At 64.0% G+C, this 21,232-nt stretch carries 17 protein-coding genes; 14 read left to right on the top strand and 3 right to left on the bottom strand.

Features of this window, described 5'->3' with window-relative positions:
- Positions 1-21: 21 nt before the first annotated feature.
- From OE747_RS04515 to OE747_RS04490, 6 genes are all read left to right on the top strand, one after another.
- Positions 22-1,761: a heparinase II/III family protein gene (locus OE747_RS04515; RefSeq protein ID WP_263827409.1), complete on the top strand. Its 1,740-nt coding sequence runs from the start codon at positions 22-24 to the stop codon at positions 1,759-1,761.
- Between the two features lie 22 nt (positions 1,762-1,783).
- Positions 1,784-3,373 carry a bifunctional phosphoribosylaminoimidazolecarboxamide formyltransferase/IMP cyclohydrolase gene (gene purH / locus OE747_RS04510; RefSeq protein WP_263827408.1) on the top strand — a complete coding sequence of 530 codons (1,590 nt, stop codon included), beginning with the start codon at positions 1,784-1,786 and terminating at the stop codon, positions 3,371-3,373.
- Positions 3,373-3,846 carry a signal peptidase II gene (gene lspA, locus OE747_RS04505; RefSeq protein ID WP_263827407.1) on the top strand — a complete coding sequence of 158 codons (474 nt, stop codon included), beginning with the start codon at positions 3,373-3,375 and terminating at the stop codon, positions 3,844-3,846. Before purH ends, lspA begins: the two co-directional genes overlap by 1 nt.
- Before the next feature lie 50 nt (positions 3,847-3,896).
- Positions 3,897-4,415 (top strand): DUF3035 domain-containing protein, encoded by a 519-nt coding sequence (locus OE747_RS04500; protein WP_263827406.1) that lies wholly within the window; start codon positions 3,897-3,899, stop codon positions 4,413-4,415.
- Between the two features lie 78 nt (positions 4,416-4,493).
- Positions 4,494-5,834 carry a M16 family metallopeptidase gene (locus OE747_RS04495; protein WP_263827405.1) on the top strand — a complete coding sequence of 447 codons (1,341 nt, stop codon included), beginning with the start codon at positions 4,494-4,496 and terminating at the stop codon, positions 5,832-5,834.
- Positions 5,831-7,141 (top strand): M16 family metallopeptidase, encoded by a 1,311-nt coding sequence (locus OE747_RS04490; RefSeq protein ID WP_263827404.1) that lies wholly within the window; start codon positions 5,831-5,833, stop codon positions 7,139-7,141. Before OE747_RS04495 ends, OE747_RS04490 begins: the two co-directional genes overlap by 4 nt.
- Positions 7,142-7,175: 34 nt before the next feature.
- On the opposite strand, the gene OE747_RS04485 is transcribed toward OE747_RS04490, so the two are convergent.
- From OE747_RS04485 to deoC, 3 genes are read right to left on the bottom strand one after another with little or no spacing between them, the layout of a single operon-like run.
- A complete protein-coding gene (locus OE747_RS04485; RefSeq protein WP_263827403.1) occupies positions 7,176-7,988 on the bottom strand; it encodes an SDR family oxidoreductase in 813 nt (270 codons plus the stop codon).
- 27 nt (positions 7,989-8,015) lie between these two features.
- A complete protein-coding gene (locus tag OE747_RS04480; RefSeq protein ID WP_263827402.1) occupies positions 8,016-10,349 on the bottom strand; it encodes an aldehyde dehydrogenase family protein in 2,334 nt (777 codons plus the stop codon).
- A gap of 10 nt (positions 10,350-10,359) precedes the next feature.
- Positions 10,360-11,349 (bottom strand): deoxyribose-phosphate aldolase, encoded by a 990-nt coding sequence (gene deoC, locus OE747_RS04475; RefSeq protein ID WP_263827401.1) that lies wholly within the window; start codon positions 11,347-11,349, stop codon positions 10,360-10,362.
- Between the two features lie 200 nt (positions 11,350-11,549).
- Between deoC and OE747_RS04470 the strand changes: the two genes are divergently transcribed.
- From OE747_RS04470 to tdh, 8 genes are all read left to right on the top strand, one after another.
- A complete protein-coding gene (locus OE747_RS04470; RefSeq protein ID WP_404818292.1) occupies positions 11,550-12,503 on the top strand; it encodes a metal ABC transporter solute-binding protein, Zn/Mn family in 954 nt (317 codons plus the stop codon).
- A 3-nt stretch (positions 12,504-12,506) separates the two neighbouring features.
- Positions 12,507-13,310 carry a metal ABC transporter ATP-binding protein gene (locus tag OE747_RS04465; protein WP_263827399.1) on the top strand — a complete coding sequence of 268 codons (804 nt, stop codon included), beginning with the start codon at positions 12,507-12,509 and terminating at the stop codon, positions 13,308-13,310.
- A gap of 4 nt (positions 13,311-13,314) precedes the next feature.
- On the top strand, positions 13,315-14,520 hold the full coding sequence (locus OE747_RS04460) for a metal ABC transporter permease (protein WP_263827398.1): 1,206 nt from the start codon (positions 13,315-13,317) through the stop codon (positions 14,518-14,520).
- Positions 14,517-15,446 (top strand): metal ABC transporter permease, encoded by a 930-nt coding sequence (locus OE747_RS04455; RefSeq protein WP_263827397.1) that lies wholly within the window; start codon positions 14,517-14,519, stop codon positions 15,444-15,446. The genes OE747_RS04460 and OE747_RS04455 overlap by 4 nt, the downstream gene beginning before the upstream one ends.
- A gap of 267 nt (positions 15,447-15,713) precedes the next feature.
- The gene (gene mutL / locus OE747_RS04450) at positions 15,714-17,579 is read left to right on the top strand and encodes a DNA mismatch repair endonuclease MutL (protein ID WP_263827396.1); all 1,866 of its coding nucleotides are present in this window, start codon (positions 15,714-15,716) and stop codon (positions 17,577-17,579) included.
- A 57-nt stretch (positions 17,580-17,636) separates the two neighbouring features.
- On the top strand, positions 17,637-18,875 hold the full coding sequence (locus OE747_RS04445; protein WP_263827395.1) for a DNA recombination protein RmuC: 1,239 nt from the start codon (positions 17,637-17,639) through the stop codon (positions 18,873-18,875).
- 95 nt (positions 18,876-18,970) lie between these two features.
- A complete protein-coding gene (locus OE747_RS04440; RefSeq protein WP_263827394.1) occupies positions 18,971-20,155 on the top strand; it encodes a glycine C-acetyltransferase in 1,185 nt (394 codons plus the stop codon).
- A 14-nt stretch (positions 20,156-20,169) separates the two neighbouring features.
- The gene (gene tdh, locus OE747_RS04435; RefSeq protein WP_263827541.1) at positions 20,170-21,198 is read left to right on the top strand and encodes an L-threonine 3-dehydrogenase; all 1,029 of its coding nucleotides are present in this window, start codon (positions 20,170-20,172) and stop codon (positions 21,196-21,198) included.
- Positions 21,199-21,232 lie beyond the last annotated feature (34 nt).

The following is a 21,232-nucleotide window of genomic DNA, read 5'->3' as shown; positions in this document are numbered from 1 at the left end:
AGAGCGTGAGAGGCAGAGCGCATGTCCGGGTCGCATAAAATCGCAAACGGATGGACACGGTTCCAGAACCGTCTTTATGCGCGCCTGAGCCAGAGACAGAAATCGGTGCGGGGCTTTGTTTCGCAGCCCGAACCGCGCACTGTCGGATCTTTCGCCCGTGGACGGCAGCTTGTGGCGGGCAATCTTCTGTTCGCAGGCTATCTCGTCGAATCGCCGACCATCAGCCTGTGGGAGGTCGCGACCCCAAACGCCGCTTTCGAGGACGAAAGGCAAGGGTTCGCCTGGCTCGACGATCTGGCGGCTGTCGGTGATCCCCGTGCCCGCGAAAAAGCGCAGAGCTGGTTGTGGGGCTGGATCGAAACGCACGGCAGGGGGCGTGGCCCGGGGTGGAGCCCCGAGCTTGCCGGACGGCGCGTTATCCGCTGGATCAATCACGCATTGTTCCTGTTGCGCGGCGCCGAACCGGAACAAAGCCGCGCCTTTTTCCGATCCCTGGCACAACAGACCTGGTTCCTGTCCAAGCGCTGGCCGGCGGCACAGCCGGGTTTGGGTCGGTTCGAGGCGCTTACCGGGCTGATCTATGCTGGTCTTGCCCTGGAGGGGCTGGAAGAATTGGCAGATCCGGCGGTGCGGGCGCTGGCCCGCGATTGCGAAAGCCAGATCGACAAGGAAGGCGGCCTGCCCACCCGTAATCCCGAAGAACTACTCGAGGTCTTCACTTTGCTCACCTGGGCCGCTGCCGCGTTGCACGAGGCAGGGCGTGGTGCGCCGCACGCCCATACCGCTGCGATCGAGCGGATCGCGCCGACCCTGCGCGCCCTGCGCCATGCCGACGGGCAACTGGCGCGGTTTCACGGGGGTGGCCGTGGGTTGGAAGGACGGCTTGATCACGCCTTGGCCGCCAGTGGCGTGAAGCCAACCCATGCCGAAGGGCTGTCGATGGGCTATGCCAGATTGTCGGCGGGGCGGACCAGCGTGATCATCGACGCCAGTCCGCCGCCGCGCGGCGAGGTATCTTACAATGCGCATGCCTCTACTCTGGCATTCGAACTCACTTCGGGGCGCAGGCCGCTGATCGTGAACTGTGGTTCCGGCTCCAGCTTCGGGTTGGAATGGCGCCGCGCCGGGCGGGCGACACCTTCGCACTCGACGCTGTGTCTGGACGGCTATTCAAGTGCCAGATTGGGTGATCCCGACAAAAATTCGGAGCGCGAGGCGCTGATAGATGGGCCGAGCCAGGTGCCGGTGGAAACCTCTGAAACCATGGATACGTCTCGGTTTCAGGGTGGCCATGACGGGTTTGCGCGGGTGTTTGGCCTGACCCATGCGCGTACCCTGGACCTGAGCCATGATGGGCGCAGTCTGGCTGGTGAAGATATGCTGCTGGCCATGGACGACGCCGCCAAGCGGCGATTTGACAACGCCATGGACGCCTCGGTGCTGTCCGGAGTGGGATTCGATATTCGTCTGCATCTGCATCCCGAGGTCGATGCAGCGGTGGATTTGGGTGGCGCGGCGGTCTCAATGGCGTTGAAAAGCGGTGAGATCTGGGTTTTCCGTCATGATGGCAAACATAAATTATCTTTGGAGCCAAGTGTTTACCTTGAAAAAACCCGCCTGAAGCCGCGCGCGACAAAACAGATCGTTCTATCCGGGCGCGCAATGGAGTATGCGACGCGCATCCGGTGGACGCTGAGCAAGGCGCAGGACACCGCGATTGCCATTCGCGACCTGAACCGGGACGAACCCGAATTCGACTGATCCGCATAAGGACCCCGAGCAAATGACCGACCTTTCCCCCGTGCGCCGCGCGCTTCTTTCCGTTTCCGACAAGACCGGACTGATCGAGCTGGGCCAGGCTCTCGCCGCGCGCGGGGTCGAGCTGTTGTCGACGGGCGGTACCGCCAAGGCGCTGCGGGACGCTGGGTTGACGGTGCGCGACGTGGCCGAGGTGACCGGTTTCCCCGAGATGATGGATGGCCGGGTCAAGACGCTGCACCCGATGGTGCATGGCGGCCTGCTGGCGCTGCGCGACAATGCCGATCATGTGGCAGCGATGGAGCAGCACGGTATCGCGGGTATCGACCTGCTGGTCGTCAACCTCTACCCGTTCGAGGCGACCGTCGCCAAGGGTGCGGATTATGACGACTGTATCGAGAACATCGACATCGGCGGCCCGGCGATGATCCGTGCGGCGTCCAAGAACCACGCCTTTGTCAACGTGGTGGTGGATGTCGCGGATTATGATGCCCTGCTGGCCGAGATGGCCGCCAATGACGGCCAGACCTCCTATGCCTTCCGCCAGCGGCTGGCGCAAACTGCCTATGCCCGCACTGCCGCCTATGACGCCGCCGTCAGCAACTGGATGGCGGGTCAACTGGAATTGGAGGCCCCGCGCCGCCGCGCCTTTGCCGGCGAGCTGAAACAGACCCTGCGCTATGGCGAGAACAGCCACCAGCAGGCGGCGTTCTATACCGATGGCTCGAACCGCCCGGGCGTGGCCACCGCGCGCCAGTTGCAAGGCAAGGAACTGAGCTACAACAACATCAACGACACCGATGCGGCGTTCGAACTGGTGGCCGAGTTCGCCCCCGAGAACGGCCCGGCCTGCGCCATCATCAAGCATGCCAACCCCTGCGGCGTGGCGCTGGGTACGACCCTGTCCGAGGCCTATCAAAAGGCGTTTGACTGCGACCGGACCAGCGCCTTTGGCGGGATCGTGGCGCTGAACCAGCCTCTGGACGCGGAAACCGCTGGCAAGATCGTCGAGATATTCACCGAGGTGGTGATCGCCCCCGGCGCATCCGACGAGGCCATCGCGATCTTTGCCGCCAAGAAGAACCTGCGTCTGTTGCTGACTGATGGCCTGCCCGATCCGCGCCAGCCGATCGTGGCGATGAAACAGGTGGCCGGTGGCATGCTGGTGCAGGACAAGGATGTGGGCCATGTCGACGTGGCCGATCTCAAGGTTGTGACTAGGAAGACTCCGACCAAGGCCCAGATGGCAGACCTGCTGTTTGCCTGGAAGGTCGGCAAGCACGTCAAGTCGAACGCGATCGTCTATGTCAAGGACCGTGCCACCGTGGGGGTCGGCGCGGGCCAGATGAGCCGGCTCGACAGTGCTAATGTGGCCGCGGCCAAGGCGCAGCGCATGGCCGCCGAACTTGGTCTGACCGAAAGCCCGGCCAAGGGCTGCGCGGTGGCCTCGGATGCGTTCTTTCCGTTCCCGGACGGGCTGTTGGAGGCGGCGGCGGCTGGTGGCACTTGCGTGATCCAGCCCGGCGGCTCGATGCGCGATGACGAGGTGATCAAGGCGGCCGATGATGCCGGGCTGGCCATGGTTTTCACCGGCATGCGGCATTTCCGGCACTGATGCGGATGCGGGCGCTTTTCTGGGCCGGGTTCTGGGCCTTTCTGCTGGATCAGGCCAGCAAGTACCTTGTCATCTATGTCATGGACGTGGCCCATCGCGGCAGCATCGACGTGCTGCCGCCCCTGCTGCGGTTTCGTTATGGCGAGAATCGGGGCATCAATTTTGGCCTGTTCCAGGGCGAAAGCGATGCTTCCAGATGGGTGTTGATCGGCCTGTCCCTGGTGATCTGCGCAGTGGTCGTGATCTGGCTGTCGCGCGGAAAACCCTCGCGCCTTATGATGATCAGCGGTGGTCTTCTGATCGGCGGTGCGCTCGGAAATGTGATCGACCGGTTGCTTTATGGATATGTGCTCGATTTCCTCAACATGTCCTGCTGCGGAATCGAGAATCCGTTCGTCTTTAACGTTGCCGATATCTTTATCTTTGCGGGTGCGGCGGGCCTGATCCTGCTGGACGGTAAAAAGCCCTCGTGACGGGGGCGGGGATATGCGATAAAACCCCTCGAAACAGGCAGGAGTTGACCATGCGCGCGCCGCTGGCTTTGATCATGATCGCTACCGCAGTTGCGGTTTCGGGCTGCTCGAGCAAGGGCCTGCGCGACATTCGTCCGCAGGGTTCGGGCCCCGACGAATTTGGGGTGCTGCCGGTCAAGCCCTTGACGCAACCCAAGGATTACGCGGTCTTGCCTGCCCCCACGCCGGGTGGTGCGAACCTGACCGACCCGAATCCGCTGGGCGACGCGGTGGCGGCACTGGGCGGAAAAGAAACCGCCTTGGTGCCCGGTCAGGGTGTTCCGTCGTCCGATCAGGCGCTGATTACCGCATCCAGCCGCTATGGCGTTCCGGCCAATACCCGCGTGGCGCTGGCCGAGGAAGACGCGGCCTTCCGCAAGCGGCAGGGGCGCTGGACCCGTCTGCGCCTGTTCCCGGTCGACCGGTACGAGCAGGCGTATCGCAAGAACGCGCTCAACCCGTTCGATCAGACCGAGGCGTTCCGCCGCGCAGGAGCCGCAACGCCATCGGCGCCGCCCGAGGATGAATAATCCTTAATTTTACGTCAGCGCGTCTTGAACACCGCCGGACCCGTCGTAGGTTGTCGGCTAAAGACATGGAGGATGCGTATGGCCCGGGCTCTAGCTCTTGCCGCCGCCCTGTTTGCCGCGCCGCATCTTGGGGCGGCCGAAGGGCAGGAGACAGTCACGACCTTTACTTTGGACAACGGAATGGACGTCGTGGTGATCGAGGATCACCGCGCGCCCGTGGTGCAGCACATGGTCTGGTACCGGGCCGGATCAGCAGACGAGCCGGTGGGGTCATCTGGGGTCGCGCATTTCCTGGAACACCTGTTGTTCAAGGCGACGGACACGCTTGAAGCGGGTGAATTGTCGGCCACCGTCGCCGCCAATGGCGGGACCGACAACGCATTCACCTCGTATGACTACACCGCATATTTCCAAAGGGTCGCAGCCGACCGGCTGGAGTTGATGATGCGGATGGAGGCGGACCGGATGCGCAACATCCGCCTGACCGAGCGCGATATCGTGACCGAGCGCGACGTGATACTGGAAGAGCGCAATCAGCGCACCGAGAACAATCCGCGCGCCTTGTTCGGCGAACAGATGGACGCGGCGCAATTCCTCAACCATCGCTATGGCGTGCCGGTGATCGGTTGGAAACACGAGATGGAAACGCTCGACATGGACGATGCGCTGTCCTTCTACCGGACCTACTACACGCCGAATAACGCCATCCTTGTGGTCACCGGCGATGTGGAACCGGAGGCGGTGCGCACGCTTGCCGAGACCTATTACGGGGTGATCCCTGCCAACCCTGACCTGCCGGAACGGTTCAGAACGCAAGAGCCGCCGCAAACGGCGGCGCGCAGGCTGACCTTCAAGGATGCGCGTGTTGCGCAACCCTATGTGCAGCGCTCGTATCTTGCGCCAGAACGTGACAGCGGCGCGCAAGAGACTGCCGCAGCCCTTTATCTTCTGGCCGAACTTCTGGGCGGTGGCACCACATCCTATCTGAACGAGAAGCTGCAATTCGACAGCCAGACCGCGATCTATACCGGCGCCTTCTATGGCGGCATGTCGTTGGACGATACGACCTTTGACCTGATCGTGGTTCCGGCGCAGGGGGTGTCCCTGCAAGAGGCCGAAGACGCGATGGACAAGACACTTGCCGATTTCATCGCCGAAGGTGTGGATCAGGCAGATCTGGATCGGATAAAGATGCAGTTGCGCGCCGCGCTCATCTACGAGCGGGACAACGTTGACGGCATCGGCAACCGGTATGGCGCGGCGCTTGCCAGCGGCTTGACGGTTGAGGATGTGCAGGCCTGGCCTACTATCCTGCAAGCGGTGACCGGTGAGGATATCATCGCTGCGGCACGAACTGTGCTGAAGCCCGAGGCATCGGTCACTGGCTGGCTGATGAAAGATGCGGAGGTGACGCAATGAACCGCCTGTTTGCCTGTGCTATTGCCCTGATCATCGTCTTGCCCGCATGGGCCGAGGTCAAGATCAAGGAAGTCACGTCGCCCGGCGGCCTGAACGCATGGCTGGTCGAGGATCACTCGATCCCCTTTACCGCGCTGGAGATCTGGTTTCAGGGTGGCACATCGCTCGATACACCGGGAAAGCGCGGCGCGACCTATCTGATGACGGGCCTGATCGAGGAAGGCGCCGGGGATCTTGACGCGCGCGCCTACGCGCGGCGGCTCGAAGAGTTGTCGGCGTCGTTCGGTTTTGACGTAACCGATGACACCCTGTCGATCTCGACCCGTTTCCTGACCGAAAACAGGGATCAGGTGATCGAGTTGCTGCGCACGACCCTGCATGCGCCGCGGTTCGATCAGGATGCAATAGATCGGGTGCGGGCGCAGGTGATATCGGGCCTCAGATCGGACGAGACGAACCCTAACAGCATTGCCGGTGCGGCGCTGTCGGCAGCTGTCTATGGCGAGCACCCCTATGCAACCGAGGGCAAGGGCAGCATCGAAAGCGTTTCGGCATTGACACGGGACGATATCGTCGCCGCCTTTGAGGGGGCTGTGGCGCGGGATCGCGTCTTTGTCGGGGCCGTGGGGGATATCACCGCCGAGGAACTGGGTGCCGTGCTGGATAGGCTTCTGGCTGATCTGCCCGAAACCGGCGCGCCGATCCCTGAAAAGGCCAAGACCAGCATTCCGGGCGGAGTTGAGATTGTGGATTTCGACACGCCACAATCCGTGGCACTGTTCGTCCAGCAGGGCATCGACCGGGACGATCCGAAATTCTTTACGGCCTATATCCTGAACCACATCATCGGTGGCGGCGGGTTCGAAAGCCGGCTGATGCAGGAAGTGCGCGAGAAACGTGGTCTGACATACGGGGTCTATTCCTATCTGCTGCCCAAGGATCTGGCGTCGATCTACATGGGGTCCGTCGCTTCGGCCAATGACAAGATTGCCGAAGCCGTTGCCGTGATCCGAGACGTATGGGCTGATGTGGCCGCGAATGGCGTATCCGCCAAGGAGTTGGAGGATGCCAAGACCTATCTGACCGGGGCCTATCCGTTGCGATTCGATGGCAATGGGCGCATTGCCAACATCCTTGTGGGAATGCAGGTCCAGGGTTTGCCGATCGAGTATATCGCCACCCGCAACGATCAGGTGAACGCGGTCACGCTGGACGAGATCAACGCCTTTGCCGCCGAGTTTCTCGACCCCGAGGGGCTGAGTTTTACCGTGGTCGGCAAACCCGTGGGATTGGACAGCACCAACTGACGGGCGGGCCACCGGTCCCGGTGGCCGCCGCGTTTCACCCGCGTTTCGGCATCGCGCGCAGCATCTGGCCGATCATCTGCCCGGCCCGGCCCGAGCCACGCTGATACAGCGCGCCATCGACCGATAGAACCGTTCCGCTGATATAGGCGGCCATGTCCGAACCGAGGAACAGGCAGGCATTGGCCACGTCCTGCGGCTGACCCCAGCGGCCCAGCGGCACATCTTTCTTGAAGCTTTTCTCTGCCTCGGGGCTGGGGGCCAGCCGCTTGGCACCTTCGGTTCCTTCTATGAAACCCGGCACGACCGAGTTCACCCGGATCCCTTCTGGCCCCCATTCCAGACTCAGCGTGCGGGTGATCTGGTCGACGCCCGCCTTGGCGGCGCAGACATGCGCCTGCCCCTCGTAGGGCAGCCAGGATTGCGGCGCCGAGATGTTGATGATGCTGGCGCCGGGGCGTTTCAGATGCGGATAGGCGCCCTTCATCACATGCACGGTGCCCATCAGGTCGATGTCGATCACCGTCTTGAAGGCGTTGATCGACATGTCCGCCGTCAGCGCAGGAAAGTTGCCCGCCGCGCCCGAAACCAGCACATCGAATTCACCGAGTTGATCGCGGAACGCTTGCAGGCCCGCGGCCACCGCCTCGGCATCGCGCACATCGAAGGATGCGCCGAGGGCCTCTTGCGCCCCTGCGGCGCGCAGTTCGGTCACGGTGTCGTCCACCTTGTCCTGGCTGCGGCTGGCCACGGCCAGCCTTGCGCCGGCCCGGGCAAAGGCCAGCGCGATGCCGCGATTGATGCCGCTGGTGCCGCCGATCACCACGACGGTCTTGCCGATGAAATCCATGTAGAGCCTCCCTTGGGCAGGGATGCCCTATTCTCCGTAGGGCACCCAGATGTTCTTGATCTCGGTCGCAGCCTGAAGGAAGCGCTTGCTATGGTCCACGCTCCAGTCAAGGGACGTTGCGTTATTGACCCAGGTCCGTTTCAGGTTGCCCGAAGCCGCCTTTTCGATCTCGGCCGACAGATCGGTCGAGGAGAAGGACCAGACCGCATCCACGTTCAAGTGTGATGCCAGCGGCTTGGCCAGCTCCGCATGGCTGCCGGTCAGGATGTTGACCACGCCTGCCGGCACGTCCGAGGTGTCGAGGATCTGGTAGAAGTCGGTGGCCGCCAGCGGATAGGGCTCGCTTGCCGCCAGCACAACGCGGTTGCCCATCGCAATCGCGGGCGCCATGACCGAGACAAGGCCCAGGAGCGGCGCCTCGTCCGCGCAAAGCGCGCCGATCACGCCAACCGGCTCCTTCATCGCCAGCGCCACGCCCCGGATCGGCACGCCATGCACCTGGCCGTCATACTTGTCGGCCCAGGCGGCGGCGGTGAACAGACGCTGGATGCTGGCCTCGACCTCCTTTGCGCCGCTGCGCTTGCCGGTCATAGAGTCGATGCGATGGGCGAATTCGGCGGCGCGGGCCGACAGGTTTTCGCCGATGTAATAGAGGATCTGCGCGCGCAAATGGCCGGTGGTTCTGGCCCATCCGGCGGCACCTGAGGCCGCTTCGACCGCGTTGCGCACATCCTTGCGGTTGGCCAGGCCCACATGACCCAACAGGCCGGATTTGCCCCAGACAGGTCGGGAATAGCCACCATCGGGACGCGCCTGTTTGCCCCCGACATAAAGCTTCGCCGTGCGGTCGATCGGATCGACCGGGGCGCCATGGCCACTGGCAGGCTCGATCCGGGCCAGCGCCTTGCGCTTGCCCTTGGGCCGGGTATAGGCGGCCAGCCCCTCCCACCCGCCTTCACGGCCAAAGCCGCTTTCGCGGACACCGCCAAAACCGGCGGCGGCATCAAACAGGTTGGTGGCATTCACCCAGACCACACCCGCCACCAGTTTCGGCGCGATGTCGAGCGCAAGGTTCACATTCTCGGTCCAGACCGTGGCGGCCAGCCCATAGCGGGTGTTGTTGGCCAGTTCCACCGCCTCGGCCGGGGTGCGGAAGGTGGTCGAGACGAGGACAGGGCCAAAGATCTCTTCCTGCATCAGCGGGTCGCTGGTCGACAATCCGGTGATCAGGGTCGGGGGATAATAGCAGCCGTTTTCGGGCAGGGTGCAGGCGGCACGGTGCACCTGTCCGGCCGTGTTGCTGGCAACCATCCGCTCTATGGTCTGCAACTGCACCGGATCGACCACCGCGCCGACGTCTATGCACTTGTCCAGTGGATTGCCCAGCCGCAGCCCGTCCATCCGGGCGCGCAGCTTGGTATGAAAGCGGTCAGCGATGCCCTCTTGCACTAACAGGCGCGACCCGGCGCAGCAGACCTGGCCCTGATTGAACCAGATCGCATCGACCAGCCCCTCGATGGCGCTGTCGATATCGGCATCGTCAAACACGATATAGGCGGACTTGCCGCCCAGTTCGAGCGTCAGCTCCAGCCCCCTCCCGGAAGTGGCCTCGCGGATGCGGCGGCCCACGGCGGTGGAGCCGGTAAAGGCGATCTTGTCCACATCCGACGCCACGATCATCTCGCCCACGCCGCCGTCGCCGGTGACGATGTTGACGACGCCCTTGGGCAGACCCGCCTGCTGGCAGATATCGGCAAACAAGAGCGCGGTGAGCGAGGTGTACTCGGCGGGTTTCAGCACCACGGTGTTGCCCATGGCCAGCGCCGGGGCAACCTTCCACGCCAGCATCAGCAAGGGGAAGTTCCACGGGATGATCTGACCGCAGACGCCCAATGGCTCGGCATCGGGCAGCTCGCTTTCCATCAACTGCGCCATGCCCGCATGATAGTAGAAATGCCGCTGCGCCAGCGGAATGTCGATATCACGGCTCTCGCGAATGGGCTTGCCGTTGTCGAGGGTTTCCAGCACGGCGAACAGACGGCTGTGCTTCTGCATCAGCCGCGCAATGGCATAGAGGTATCGCGCCCGGCCCGCGCCACCCAGCGCGGCCCATTTCAGCTGCGCCTTGCGGGCGGCGGCAACGGCGGCATCCACATCGGTTTGGGTCGCCTGGGTCAGCGTGGCCAGAACCTCGCCGGTGGCGGGGTTGCGGCTGTCGAACCCGTCACCCGGCGCGGTAAAGGCGCCGTCGATGAAATGGCCGAACCGGTCGCCCTGATCGACCAGCCAGGCCAGCGCCTCGGCGGCGCTTTCGGGGGCGGGACCGTATTCCATGGTGTCGAAGAGTTCCTTGATGGTCATTGTCTTGTCCTCAGCCCATGGGATGGCGGTAGCCCGCCGAATAGGCGCCGGTCACGTGATGTTCCAGCTGCCGTTCGATATCGCCCAGCAGCGACGAGGCGCCAAAGCGGAACAGGTCCGGTTGCAGCCAGCGGTCGCCCAGCTCATCCTTGATCAGCGCCAGATAGACCAGCGCGTCCTTGGCCTTGGAAATGCCCCCAGCGGGCTTGTAGCCGACCCGGTATCCGGTGCGGTCGTAATAGTCGCGGATGGCGCGGATCATCACCAGCGACACGGGCAGGGTGGCGTTGACGCTTTCCTTGCCGGTGGAGGTCTTGATGAAATCCGCCCCCGCCATCATGCAGACCAGCGAGGCGCGCGCAACGTTGCGCAAGCTTCCCAGCTCTCCGGTTGCCAGGATCGCCTTGACATGGGCATGACCACAGGCCGCGCGGAACGCCTTCATCTCGTCATAAAGCGCCTGCCAGTCGCCGGTCAGCACATGGCGCCGCGAGATCACGATGTCGATTTCCTCGGCACCGGCGGCCACGCTTTCGCCGATCTCGGCCACCCGCAGGTGAAAGGGCGACAGGCCGGCCGGAAACCCGGTGCTGACGGCGGCCACCGGAATGCCGGTGCCCTTGAGCGCCTCGACCGCCGTTTCGATCATGTCGTGATAGACGCAGACCGCGCCGGTGGTAATCGGGCCCATGCCCATCGTCTCCAACAGCGCGGGTGACACCGGTTGCTGCGCCTTGGCGCAGAGCCGCCGCACCCGTCCCACCGTGTCATCGCCCGACAACGTGGTCAGGTCGATCAGCGTGATCGCTTTCAGCAGCCAGGCAGCCTGATGATCCTTTTTCACCGAGCGCCTGCCGGGCAGCGTCGCCGCCCGCCGCTCGATCGCCGAAGTATTGGCCTGCACCGCGCGAACCCAGTCGAGGTCCAGTTCCATGCCGGGGTTTCGCGGCTCGGTCACTTGCGGCAGATGCGCGGTGCGCTCAAGGCTCTGCGTTTCCATCTTCACATCCTTTGGGAGGTTCCCGGCCAAGGTCGCATGACCTGCGACAGAATGGCAAGCGGAGGCAGGCGGGTCGCGGCGTCAAAATTTTACCTTTCGGACAAAACTATCCTTTCTTGCGAATAATTCTCAATTGCGTTGACTTAGTTGCGAATGGTTCTCATATTCATCTGCATGAGAGTTGGATTTCGAGGTATGCGATGATTCGCCGTGGGTTCCTTGCCGCACTTGTCCTGACATGCAGCCTGCCTATGGCCGCTTGGGCCGACGCGCCGTTGCGTGTGGTGGCGACCACCGGCATGATCGCCGATGCCGCCCGGCAGGTCGGCGGCGATCTGGTCGAGGTCACCGGCCTGATGGGGCCGGGCGTCGACCCGCATGCCTATCGGCAAACCCGCAGCGACATCGTCGCCATGACCCGCGCCGATCTGGTGCTGTGGCACGGCCTCTACCTCGAAGCGCAGATGGAGAGCTTTTTCCACGATCTTGGCCGCAAGCGTCAGGTGGTTGCCGTGGCCGAAGGCATCGAGCCCGCGCGCCTGCGCGCCCATGACGACTATGCCGACAAGTTCGACCCGCATGTCTGGATGACCCCGGATCTGTGGCGCGAGGTGGTCGCCGAGGTCGCGCGTGCCCTGACCGAGACCCGCCCCGAGGCCGCCGAGACCTTTGCTGCAAATGCCGCCCGCCATATCGCCGATTTGGATCGGTTGTCCGACTACGCCGAAACGGTTCTGGCTACGGTGCCCGAGGGCAAACGGGTGCTGGTCACCGCGCATGACGCGTTCGGCTATTTCGGGCGGTCCTATGGGTTTGAAGTTCTGGGCGTGCAAGGCATCTCGACCCAGTCCGAGGCGGGGCTGAACCGCATCGCGGAACTGGTCGACACGCTTGTGTCGCGCAAGATCACGGCGGTCTTTGTCGAAAGCTCGGTCTCGGACCGCTCGGTTCGGGCGCTGATCGAAGGCGCCGCGGCACAGGGGCATCAGGTGCAGGTGGGCGGCGAGCTTTTTTCCGATGCGATGGGGCCTGACGGCTCTTATGAGGGGACCTATCTGGGCATGCTCGATCACAACATCACCACCATCGCCGCCGCATTGGGCGGGCAGGTGCCGGCACGCGGCATGGATGGCAAATTGTCGGCGGGGTTCTGAGCGATGATCGAACTGGCCGCAGATAAGGGTATCCGTCTGTCGGATAACAGCATCGCCTCCAGCCCGCTGGCGGTGCGCGGGCTGACCGTGTCCTACGGGCAGAAACCGGCCGTGTTCTCGGTGGACATGACGGTGCAGCCGGGCGCGATGACGGCGATCATCGGGCCGAACGGGGCGGGGAAATCGACCCTGCTCAAGGCGGCGCTGGGCATCGTCAAGCCGCTGTCGGGGCAGGTCACCGTGTTTGGCCGCCCGCTTGAGGAACAGCGCGCACAGATCGCCTATGTTCCGCAGCGCGCCAGTGTCGACTGGGATTTCCCGACCCGGGTGATCGACGTTGTTCTGATGGGGCTATATCGCGAACTTGGCCTGCTTGGCCGCTTGCATGCGCGGCACAAGGCGCGGGCGCTCGATTGCCTCGCGCGCGTCGGCATGCGCGATTTCGCCGACCGGCAGATCGGCCAATTGTCGGGTGGCCAGCAGCAGCGGGTGTTCCTGGCTCGCGCGCTGGCGCAAGACGCCGATCTTTATCTGTTGGACGAACCCTTTGCCGGTGTCGATGCGGCGACGGAAAAGGCGATCATCTCGGTTCTGAAGTCGCTGAAAGAGGCCGGGCGCACCGTGGTCGTGGTGCATCACGATCTGGCCACGGTGAGCGACTATTTCGACCATGTCTTCCTGATCAACACCCGCCGCGTGGCCGAAGGGCCGGTGGCCGAGACCTTTACCGCCGACCATCTGCAAGCCGCCTACGGCGGACGGCTGGCAACGGCGCAGGTCGACCAACTGGCGCGCGTGTTGGGCTGATCCGATGCTGCGCGACGCGCTCTTGCTGCAACTGGGCTATAACGCCACGCTGGTCGCGGTTGGTGCGACCTTGTTGGGCATTTCGGCCGGGGTGACCGGCACCTTCCTGTTCCTGCGCAAGCGCGCACTGGTCAGTGACGCGATCAGCCATGCGACGCTGCCCGGCATCTGTCTGGCCTTTCTGCTGATGGTGGCGCTGGGCGGCGACGGGCGCAGCCTGCCGGGCCTGCTGGCTGGATCGGCGCTCTCGGCCTGGATCGGGCTTTTGTGCCTGAACTGGTTGACACGCAACACGCGCCTGGCCGAAGACGCGGCGATCGGCGCGGTGCTGTCAGTGTTCTTCGGCTTCGGCATTGTGCTGCTGACGGTGATCCAGACTCTGGGTGTTGGGCGTCAGGCGGGGTTGGAGGGGTTCCTGCTGGGGTCTACCGCGGGCATGCTCTGGGCCGATGCGCTGGTGATTGCGTTGGGCGGCGCGGGTACGCTGGCGCTGATCCTGCTGATCCGCCGCCCGATGACGCTGGTGGCCTTTGACCCTGAATATGCCGCCGCGCGCGGGGTGCCGGTGCACCGGGTCGATCTGGCGATGATGGGGCTGGTTATGGCGGTCACCGTCATCGGGCTGAAGATCGTGGGCCTGATCCTGATCGTGGCGCTCTTGATCATCCCGCCGGTCACCGCGCGGTTCTGGACCGAGCGCTCGGATCGCGTGGTGCTGCTAAGCGGGTTGACCGGCGGTCTGGCGGGTTATCTGGGTGCGGCGATCTCGGCCTCGGCCCCCAATCTGCCCACCGGGCCGATCATCGTGCTGGTGGCCTTCGCCTTCTTTGCGCTGTCGCTTCTGGTGGCACCGGGGCGCGGGGTGCTGGCCGCGCTGTTGCGCCACCTGCGGTTCCAGCGCCGGGTACATCTGCGGCAGGGGCTGCTGGCGCTGGCGCAGGGACAACCGATCTATGAACAACTGACGCTGCGACTGTTGCGCCGTGCCGATCTGGTACGCGCGGACGGGGTGGCCACAGATGCGGGCCGCGCGCGTGCAGCCAAGGCGCTGCGCGACGAAAAGCGGTGGCAGATCGTGCGCGCCGACCACGCCCATGAAGCCGCGGCCGCGCTCTATGACGGGTTGCGCGACATCGAGACTGTGCTGACCCGTGACCAGATTGCCGAAATCGACAGCCGCATCGGCGGCCCGCAGGAGGTCCTGGCATGAACGGTTCCGAGTTTGTCCCGCTGTCACTGACACCGCTGTTGATCGGCGTTCTTGCCGCCGTGGCCTGTGCCCTGCCCGGCAATTTCCTGGTGTTGCGTCGGCAGGCGCTGATCGGCGATGCGATCAGCCATGTGGTGTTGCCGGGCATCGTGGTCGCCTTTCTGTTGACCGGAGTCATCGCCGCCTGGCCGATGATGCTGGGCGCTGCCGGGGCTGCCGTGGTCGCGGTGGTGCTGATCGAGGCGATCCGCCGTCTAGGCCGGATCGAGCCGGGCGCGGCGATGGGCGTGGTCTTTACCACCATGTTTGCCGCCGGGGTGCTGCTGTTGGAGCAGACCGACACATCGACCGTGCACCTGGATGTGGAACATGCGCTTTACGGCAATCTGGAAAGCCTGATCTGGCTGGATGCCACCGGCTGGGCCTCGCTGCTCGATCCGGTGGCCCTGGCCGGACTGCCGGTGGAACTGGCGCGCATCCTGGTCACGCTGATCGGGGTGGCAGGCTTCATCTGGCTGTTCTGGCGGGCCCTGAAACTCTCCACCTTTGACGCAGGGTTTGCCCGCACGCTGGGCATCCGCACCAATCTGTTGGGCCTTGCGCTGGTCATCGTCGCGGCGGTTGCGGCGGTTGCGGCCTTTGACGCGGTCGGCTCGATCATCGTCATCGCCATGTTCATCTGTCCGCCCGCCGCAGCGCGCATGATGACCAACACGCTCGAAGGGCAGGTGGGGTGGAGCGTTATTTTCGCCATCCTCTCGGCGGTGCTGGGCTATGTGCTGGCGGGCTACGGGCCGCTGTGGCTGGGTGCGCGCGACGCGGTTAGTGCGGCGGGCATGATCGCGACGATCTCAGGTCTGATTCTGGCGCTTGCCGCCCGCTTCGGTCCCTGCCGGACACGAAGCGGTGCACCGGTTCAGGTCTGAAACAGCGCATAACCACCAGAACTTTCATCATTTCGGCCAATCCCTACCGGAGTACCCTGCTGCCTCTGGAAAGCCTTGGTCCAACAGCCTAGCTATGGACGGCTGGAAGGGTCAGTTGGGGCTGGCCCGCGCCACCACTCACGCGCTGTCCGGTGTTGCGGCCGATTGACCATGCTGAAACCGGCATGGTGATCCATCCGAATACCGGGCAGCGTTCGCCATCAAACCGGTGGCAGAATCGCGCGCCAACATGCTAGGTGTAGGGGTATGGCAAACCTGAACCCCAATATCAGCGATTCTCGACCGGTCATTCGGCAACTCGATGAAACCGCGATCAATCGGATCGCGGCAGGCGAAGTGGTGGAGCGTCCGGCCTCGGCGGTCAAGGAACTGGTCGAAAATGCCATTGATGCCGGGGCCACGCGCATCGGCATCGACCTGGCGGATGGTGGCAAGACGCTGATCCGGGTCACCGATGACGGCTGCGGTATGACGCCCGATCAATTGCCATTGGCATTGGCTCGCCATGCGACGTCCAAGATCGACGGGTCCGACCTTCTCAACATCCACACTTTCGGGTTCCGGGGCGAGGCGCTGCCTTCGCTGGGCTCGGTCGGGCGGCTGACCATCACCAGCCGCGCCCCGGGCGCCGAGGCCGCCAGTATCCGTGTCTCGGGCGGCCGGGTCGACCCGGTGAAACCCGCCGCCCTGCGCGCGGGCACCGTGGTGGAATTGCGCGATCTCTTCTTTGCCACGCCAGCGCGGCTCAAATTCATGCGCACCGACCGCGCCGAGGCGCAGGCGGTGACCGATACGGTCAAGCGGTTGGCCATGGCCGAACCCTCGGTTTCCTTCACCCTGCGCGACGTCTCCGATGGTGTCGAGGGGCGGCTTGTGTTCCGCGCCGATGCGGAAACCGGCGACCTCTTTGACGCGCTGCGCGACCGGCTGGGCCGGGTGATGGGGCGCGAGTTCACTGACAACGCCCTGCGCATCGACACGATGCGCGAGGGGTTGCGGCTCTACGGCTATGCGGCTTTGCCCACCTATTCGCGTGGTGCGGCGGTGGCGCAGTATCTTTTCGTCAACGGGCGCCCGGTGCGGGACAAGATGCTGACCGGAGCGCTGAGGGCGGCCTATTTCGACTTTCTCAGCCGCGATCGGCACCCGGCGGCAGCCCTGTTCATCGACTGCGATCCGACCCTGGTCGACGTGAACGTGCACCCGGCAAAATCCGAGGTGCGGTTTCGCGATCCCGGCGTGGCGCGGGGGCTGATCGTCTCGGCCCTGCGGCATGCCTTAGCCGAGGCCGGGCATCGTGCCTCGACCACCGTGGCCGGTGCGACGCTGGGAGCGATGCGGCCGGAACAGACCGGCGCGCGCATCTACCAGATGGACCGGCCCTCACCCGCCGCGCGCGCAGCCGCCTATCAGGCACAGGCGCCCGGGTTTGCCGAACTCTCCGGCAGCTATAGCGGTCGCATGGTCGAAACCGATCTCGGCGAGGACGCCCGCAGGGCGGAGGAGCCAGCCGCCGAAACCCCGCCCGAATCCCTGCCGCTGGGCGCGGCGCGCGGGCAGGTGCACGAAAACTACATCATCGCCCAAACCGCCGATGGCATGGTCATCGTCGACCAGCACGCCGCGCATGAACGGTTGGTCTATGAGAAACTCAAGCGTCAGATGGCCGAGAACGGCGTTGCGGCGCAGGCGCTGCTGATCCCCGAGATCGTGGAGCTTTCCAACGCCGATTGCGCGCGTCTGCTCGATCTCTCCGACGATCTCTCGCGCCTTGGCCTGATGATCGAGCCCTTTGGCGGCGGTGCGGTTGCGGTGCGTGAAACCCCGGCGATCCTGGGGCCGGTGGATGCGGGCGCGATGCTCCGCGATATCCTCGACGAATTGGCCGATCAGGGCGAAAGCGCCACGCTTCAGGCCCGGATCGAGGCGATCCTGAGCCGGGTCGCCTGTCACGGATCGATCCGGTCGGGCCGCCGCATGCGGGGCGAAGAGATGAACGCGCTCTTGCGCGAGATGGAGGCGACGCCCCATTCCGGCCAATGCAACCACGGGCGCCCCACCTATGTGGAACTGAAACTCAGCGATATCGAGCGGCTGTTCGGACGCAGTTGATCCGGGTGGCGATCCCGGATAGGAGTTGAAAACAAAACAAGAACAGGCGAGCGGACCATGATTCAGATCGGCGATCACAGCTATTCCTTGCAGGACCCTATCGTGATGGCGGTTCTGGGCGCCGCTGCTATCGTGCTGTTGATCCTGCTCATGCTGTTTCTTGCGCTACGCGCCGCTAACCGCTCGGCCCGGACGACCGAGCCGATGGCGCAGCAACTCGCCTTTCTGGGCCAGAACGTGCAGCAACTGAGCATGGGGCAGGAACAGTTGCGGGGCGGACTGGCGCATGTCTCGGACGCGCAGGCCAACGCGCAGGTACAAATGATCCAGACGGTCGAGGCGCGGTTGTCCGCCGTGCAGCAGCACATGAACGACCGGCTGGCCGACAATGCCATGCGCGCGCAACGTGCCCTGACTGAGATGCAGGAGAAGATGAGCACCACCCTGCATGGCAGCTCTAAACAGACCGCCACCTCGCTGACGCAATTGCAGGAACGGCTGGCGGCCATCGACAAGGCGCAGGACAATATCACCAAGCTGTCGGGCGATGTGCTGTCGCTTCAGGACATCCTGTCCAACAAGCAGACTCGCGGCGCGTTTGGCGAAATCCAGCTCAACGATATCGTGTCCAAGGCGCTGCCGAGTGACAGCTATTCCCTGCAACATACGCTGTCGAACGGGCGGCGGGCCGATTGCCTGATCCACCTGCCCAATCCGCCCGGCCCGATCGTGATCGACAGCAAGTTCCCGCTGGAGGCCTATGAGGCGTTGCGCCGGGCCGAGACTCCGCCGCAACTGGCCGAGGCCGCGCGCCAGATGAAAACCGCCGTGCGGGCGCATATCAAGGCAATCTCGGAGCGATACATCATCGAGGGCGAAACCGCCGATGGCGCCCTGCTGTTCCTGCCGTCCGAGGCGGTCTATGCCGAGTTGCACGCCAATTTTGCCGATATCGTGCGCGAAGGCTTCGCCGCGCGGGTCTGGATCGTGTCGCCCACCACCTGCATGGCGACGCTCAACACCATGCGCGCCATTCTCAAGGACGCGCGGATGCGCGAACAGGCCGGCGCCATCCGCAAGGAGTTGAGCCTGCTGCACAAGGATGTGGAACGGCTGGGCGACCGGGTCGAGAACCTGGACCGCCATTTCGGGCAAGCGGCCAAGGATATCTCGGAGATCAAGATCAGCGCCGACAAGGCCGGGCGGCGGGCGCAGCGGCTGGACAATTTCGATTTCGAGGAACTGGCCCCCGATCCGGTGCCCAATGTGGTACCTTTGGGCAAGCAAGAGCGTTGATGTCCAGTTTCACGGATTTTTGTCCAACATAGTGAATTCCCCTATTTCGGAATCATATCCGTTATGCTAGACATTGCCTCAAATCGGAGGTCGCAATGTCCCAATCCTTTCTGTCCCATCTCACCGATACGCTTGCCCAGATCGAGGCCGAGGGCCTCTATAAACGCGAGCGGCTGATCACCTCACCTCAGGGCGGTGAAATCACCGTCGGCGACCGGCAGGTGATCAACCTGTGCGCCAACAACTATCTGGGTCTGGCCGATCACCCGGCCTTGATCGCCGCCGCGCGCGACGCGCTGGAGCCCAAGGGGTTCGGCATGGCCTCGGTCCGCTTCATCTGCGGCACGCAGGACATTCACCGCGAATTGGAGCAGCGGCTGGCGCGGTTCCTGAACAAGGATGACGCGATCCTGTTCGCCGCCTGTTTCGACGCCAATGGCGGGCTGTTCGAACCGCTTCTGGGGCCTGAGGACGCGATTGTCTCGGACGCGCTCAACCATGCCTCGATCATCGACGGGATCCGGCTCTGCAAGGCGAAACGCTATCGCTATGCCAACAGCGACATGGGTGATCTTGAGGCGCAGCTGAAACAAGCCCGCGCCGATGGCGCGCGGCATGTGATGATTGCCACCGATGGTGTGTTCTCGATGGATGGCTATCTGGCCAACCTGCCCGAGATCACCCGGTTGGCGCAGCAATATGATGCGGTGGTGATGGTCGATGATTGTCACGCCACCGGGTTCATGGGGCCGCATGGCGCGGGTACGCCCGAACATTTTGGGCTGGACGTGGATATCCTGACCGGCACGCTGGGCAAGGCGCTGGGCGGAGCCATCGGCGGCTATATCGCCGGTCCGCAGCCGGTCATCGACCTGCTGCGTCAGCGGGCGCGGCCCTATCTGTTCTCTAACTCGCTGCCACCTGCCATCGTGGCGGCCGGAATTGAGGCGATCCGGCTGGTCGAAGAGGGCGCCGACCTGCGCGCGCGGCTGTTCGACAATGCCCGCTATTGGCGTGCCGGGCTTACTGACCTGGGCTTTGACCTCTTGCAGGGCGAACACCCGATCATCCCGGTGATGCTGGGTGAGGCCAAGCTGGCGCAGGACATGGCGGCGCGCCTCTTTGACGAGGGTGTCTATGTCTCGGGCTTTTTCTTTCCGGTGGTACCGCGCGGACAGGCGCGTATCCGCACCCAGATGAACGCCGCCCTGACACGAGCGGAACTGGACCGCGCGCTGGCCGCGTTTGCCACCGCAGGCAAGGCATTGGGGGTGATCTGATGCGACCCAACACGATGAAAGCGCTGGAAAAATCCAAACCGGAAGAGGGGCTGTGGATGGTGCAGGCACCGGTGCCCGAGATCGGCCCCGACGATGTGCTGATCAGGATCAACAAGACCGGCATCTGCGGCACCGATATCCATATCTGGAACTGGGACGAATGGGCCGCCCACACGGTACCGGTGCCGATGATCACCGGCCACGAATTCGCGGGCGAGATTGTTGAGCTTGGCCGTGATGTCACCGGCCTCAGCATCGGCCAGCGGGTTTCGGGCGAGGGGCATCTGATCGGCACCGACAGCCGTCAGAGCCGGGCGGGCAAGTTCCACCTGGACCCGGGCACGCGCGGGATCGGTGTCAACGTGCAGGGGGCCTTCGCACAATATCTGCGCCTACCCGCCTTCAACGTGGTGCCGCTGCCCGACGATATCCCCGACGAAATCGGCGCCATCCTCGACCCGCTGGGCAATGCGGTGCACACGGCGCTGAGCTTTGACCTGTTGGGTGAGGATGTGCTGATCACCGGCGCAGGCCCGATCGGCATCATGGCTGCGGCGGTGGCCAAGCACGCGGGCGCCCGCCACGTGGTGATCACCGATATCAATGCCGACCGGCTGAAACTGGCGCAGCATGTGGTGCCCAGGGCGCGTACCGTGGATGTCACGCGCGAAGAGCTGGCTGATGTGAAGCATGAGCTGGGCCTGAAACAGGGGTTCGATGTGGGGCTGGAAATGTCGGGGTCGCAAGCGGCGCTCGACCAGATGGTCGAGGCATTGGTGATGGGCGGCAAGATCGCGCTGTTGGGCATTCCGCCGGGCAAGTCGCCCGTGGACTGGTCGCGCATCGTGTTCAAGGCGATCACCATCAAGGGTGTCTATGGCCGCGAGATGTTCGAGACGTGGTACAAGATGATTGCCATGTTGCAGAACGGGCTGGACGTGTCCCGGGTGATCACCCATCGGTTCAAGGTCGATGAGTTCCGCGAGGGGTTCTCGGCGATGAAATCGGGATTGAGCGGCAAAGTGGTTCTGGACTGGACCTGAGCGCCGGGTACTGTGCCTCTGGACCCAGGAGCAG

The organism is Ruegeria aquimaris, from assembly GCF_025751555.1.
In the GTDB taxonomy this organism is placed as follows: Bacteria; Pseudomonadota; Alphaproteobacteria; order Rhodobacterales; family Rhodobacteraceae; genus Ruegeria_B; species Ruegeria_B aquimaris.
The sequence above is the reverse complement of the archived record's forward strand: the minus strand, read 5'-3'. Positions and strand labels throughout refer to the sequence as shown.

What these genes read in the sequence shown, in the direction of transcription:
- OE747_RS04495 (WP_263827405.1), top strand. Translation starts at nt 4,494, where the DNA reads ATGGCCCGGGCTCTAGCTCTTGCCGCCGCCCTGTTTGCCGCGCCGCAT.
- OE747_RS04480 (WP_263827402.1), bottom strand. Translation starts at nt 10,349, where the DNA reads ATGACCATCAAGGAACTCTTCGACACCATGGAATACGGTCCCGCCCCC.
- lspA (WP_263827407.1), top strand. Translation starts at nt 3,373, where the DNA reads ATGCGGATGCGGGCGCTTTTCTGGGCCGGGTTCTGGGCCTTTCTGCTG.
- OE747_RS04465 (WP_263827399.1), top strand. Translation starts at nt 12,507, where the DNA reads ATGATCGAACTGGCCGCAGATAAGGGTATCCGTCTGTCGGATAACAGC.
- OE747_RS04490 (WP_263827404.1), top strand. Translation starts at nt 5,831, where the DNA reads ATGAACCGCCTGTTTGCCTGTGCTATTGCCCTGATCATCGTCTTGCCC.
- OE747_RS04485 (WP_263827403.1), bottom strand. Translation starts at nt 7,988, where the DNA reads ATGGATTTCATCGGCAAGACCGTCGTGGTGATCGGCGGCACCAGCGGC.
- OE747_RS04500 (WP_263827406.1), top strand. Translation starts at nt 3,897, where the DNA reads ATGCGCGCGCCGCTGGCTTTGATCATGATCGCTACCGCAGTTGCGGTT.
- purH (WP_263827408.1), top strand. Translation starts at nt 1,784, where the DNA reads ATGACCGACCTTTCCCCCGTGCGCCGCGCGCTTCTTTCCGTTTCCGAC.
- deoC (WP_263827401.1), bottom strand. Translation starts at nt 11,349, where the DNA reads ATGGAAACGCAGAGCCTTGAGCGCACCGCGCATCTGCCGCAAGTGACC.
- OE747_RS04515 (WP_263827409.1), top strand. Translation starts at nt 22, where the DNA reads ATGTCCGGGTCGCATAAAATCGCAAACGGATGGACACGGTTCCAGAAC.
- tdh (WP_263827541.1), top strand. Translation starts at nt 20,170, where the DNA reads ATGAAAGCGCTGGAAAAATCCAAACCGGAAGAGGGGCTGTGGATGGTG.
- mutL (WP_263827396.1), top strand. Translation starts at nt 15,714, where the DNA reads ATGGCAAACCTGAACCCCAATATCAGCGATTCTCGACCGGTCATTCGG.
- OE747_RS04460 (WP_263827398.1), top strand. Translation starts at nt 13,315, where the DNA reads ATGCTGCGCGACGCGCTCTTGCTGCAACTGGGCTATAACGCCACGCTG.
- OE747_RS04455 (WP_263827397.1), top strand. Translation starts at nt 14,517, where the DNA reads ATGAACGGTTCCGAGTTTGTCCCGCTGTCACTGACACCGCTGTTGATC.
- OE747_RS04440 (WP_263827394.1), top strand. Translation starts at nt 18,971, where the DNA reads ATGTCCCAATCCTTTCTGTCCCATCTCACCGATACGCTTGCCCAGATC.
- OE747_RS04470 (WP_404818292.1), top strand. Translation starts at nt 11,550, where the DNA reads ATGATTCGCCGTGGGTTCCTTGCCGCACTTGTCCTGACATGCAGCCTG.
- OE747_RS04445 (WP_263827395.1), top strand. Translation starts at nt 17,637, where the DNA reads ATGATTCAGATCGGCGATCACAGCTATTCCTTGCAGGACCCTATCGTG.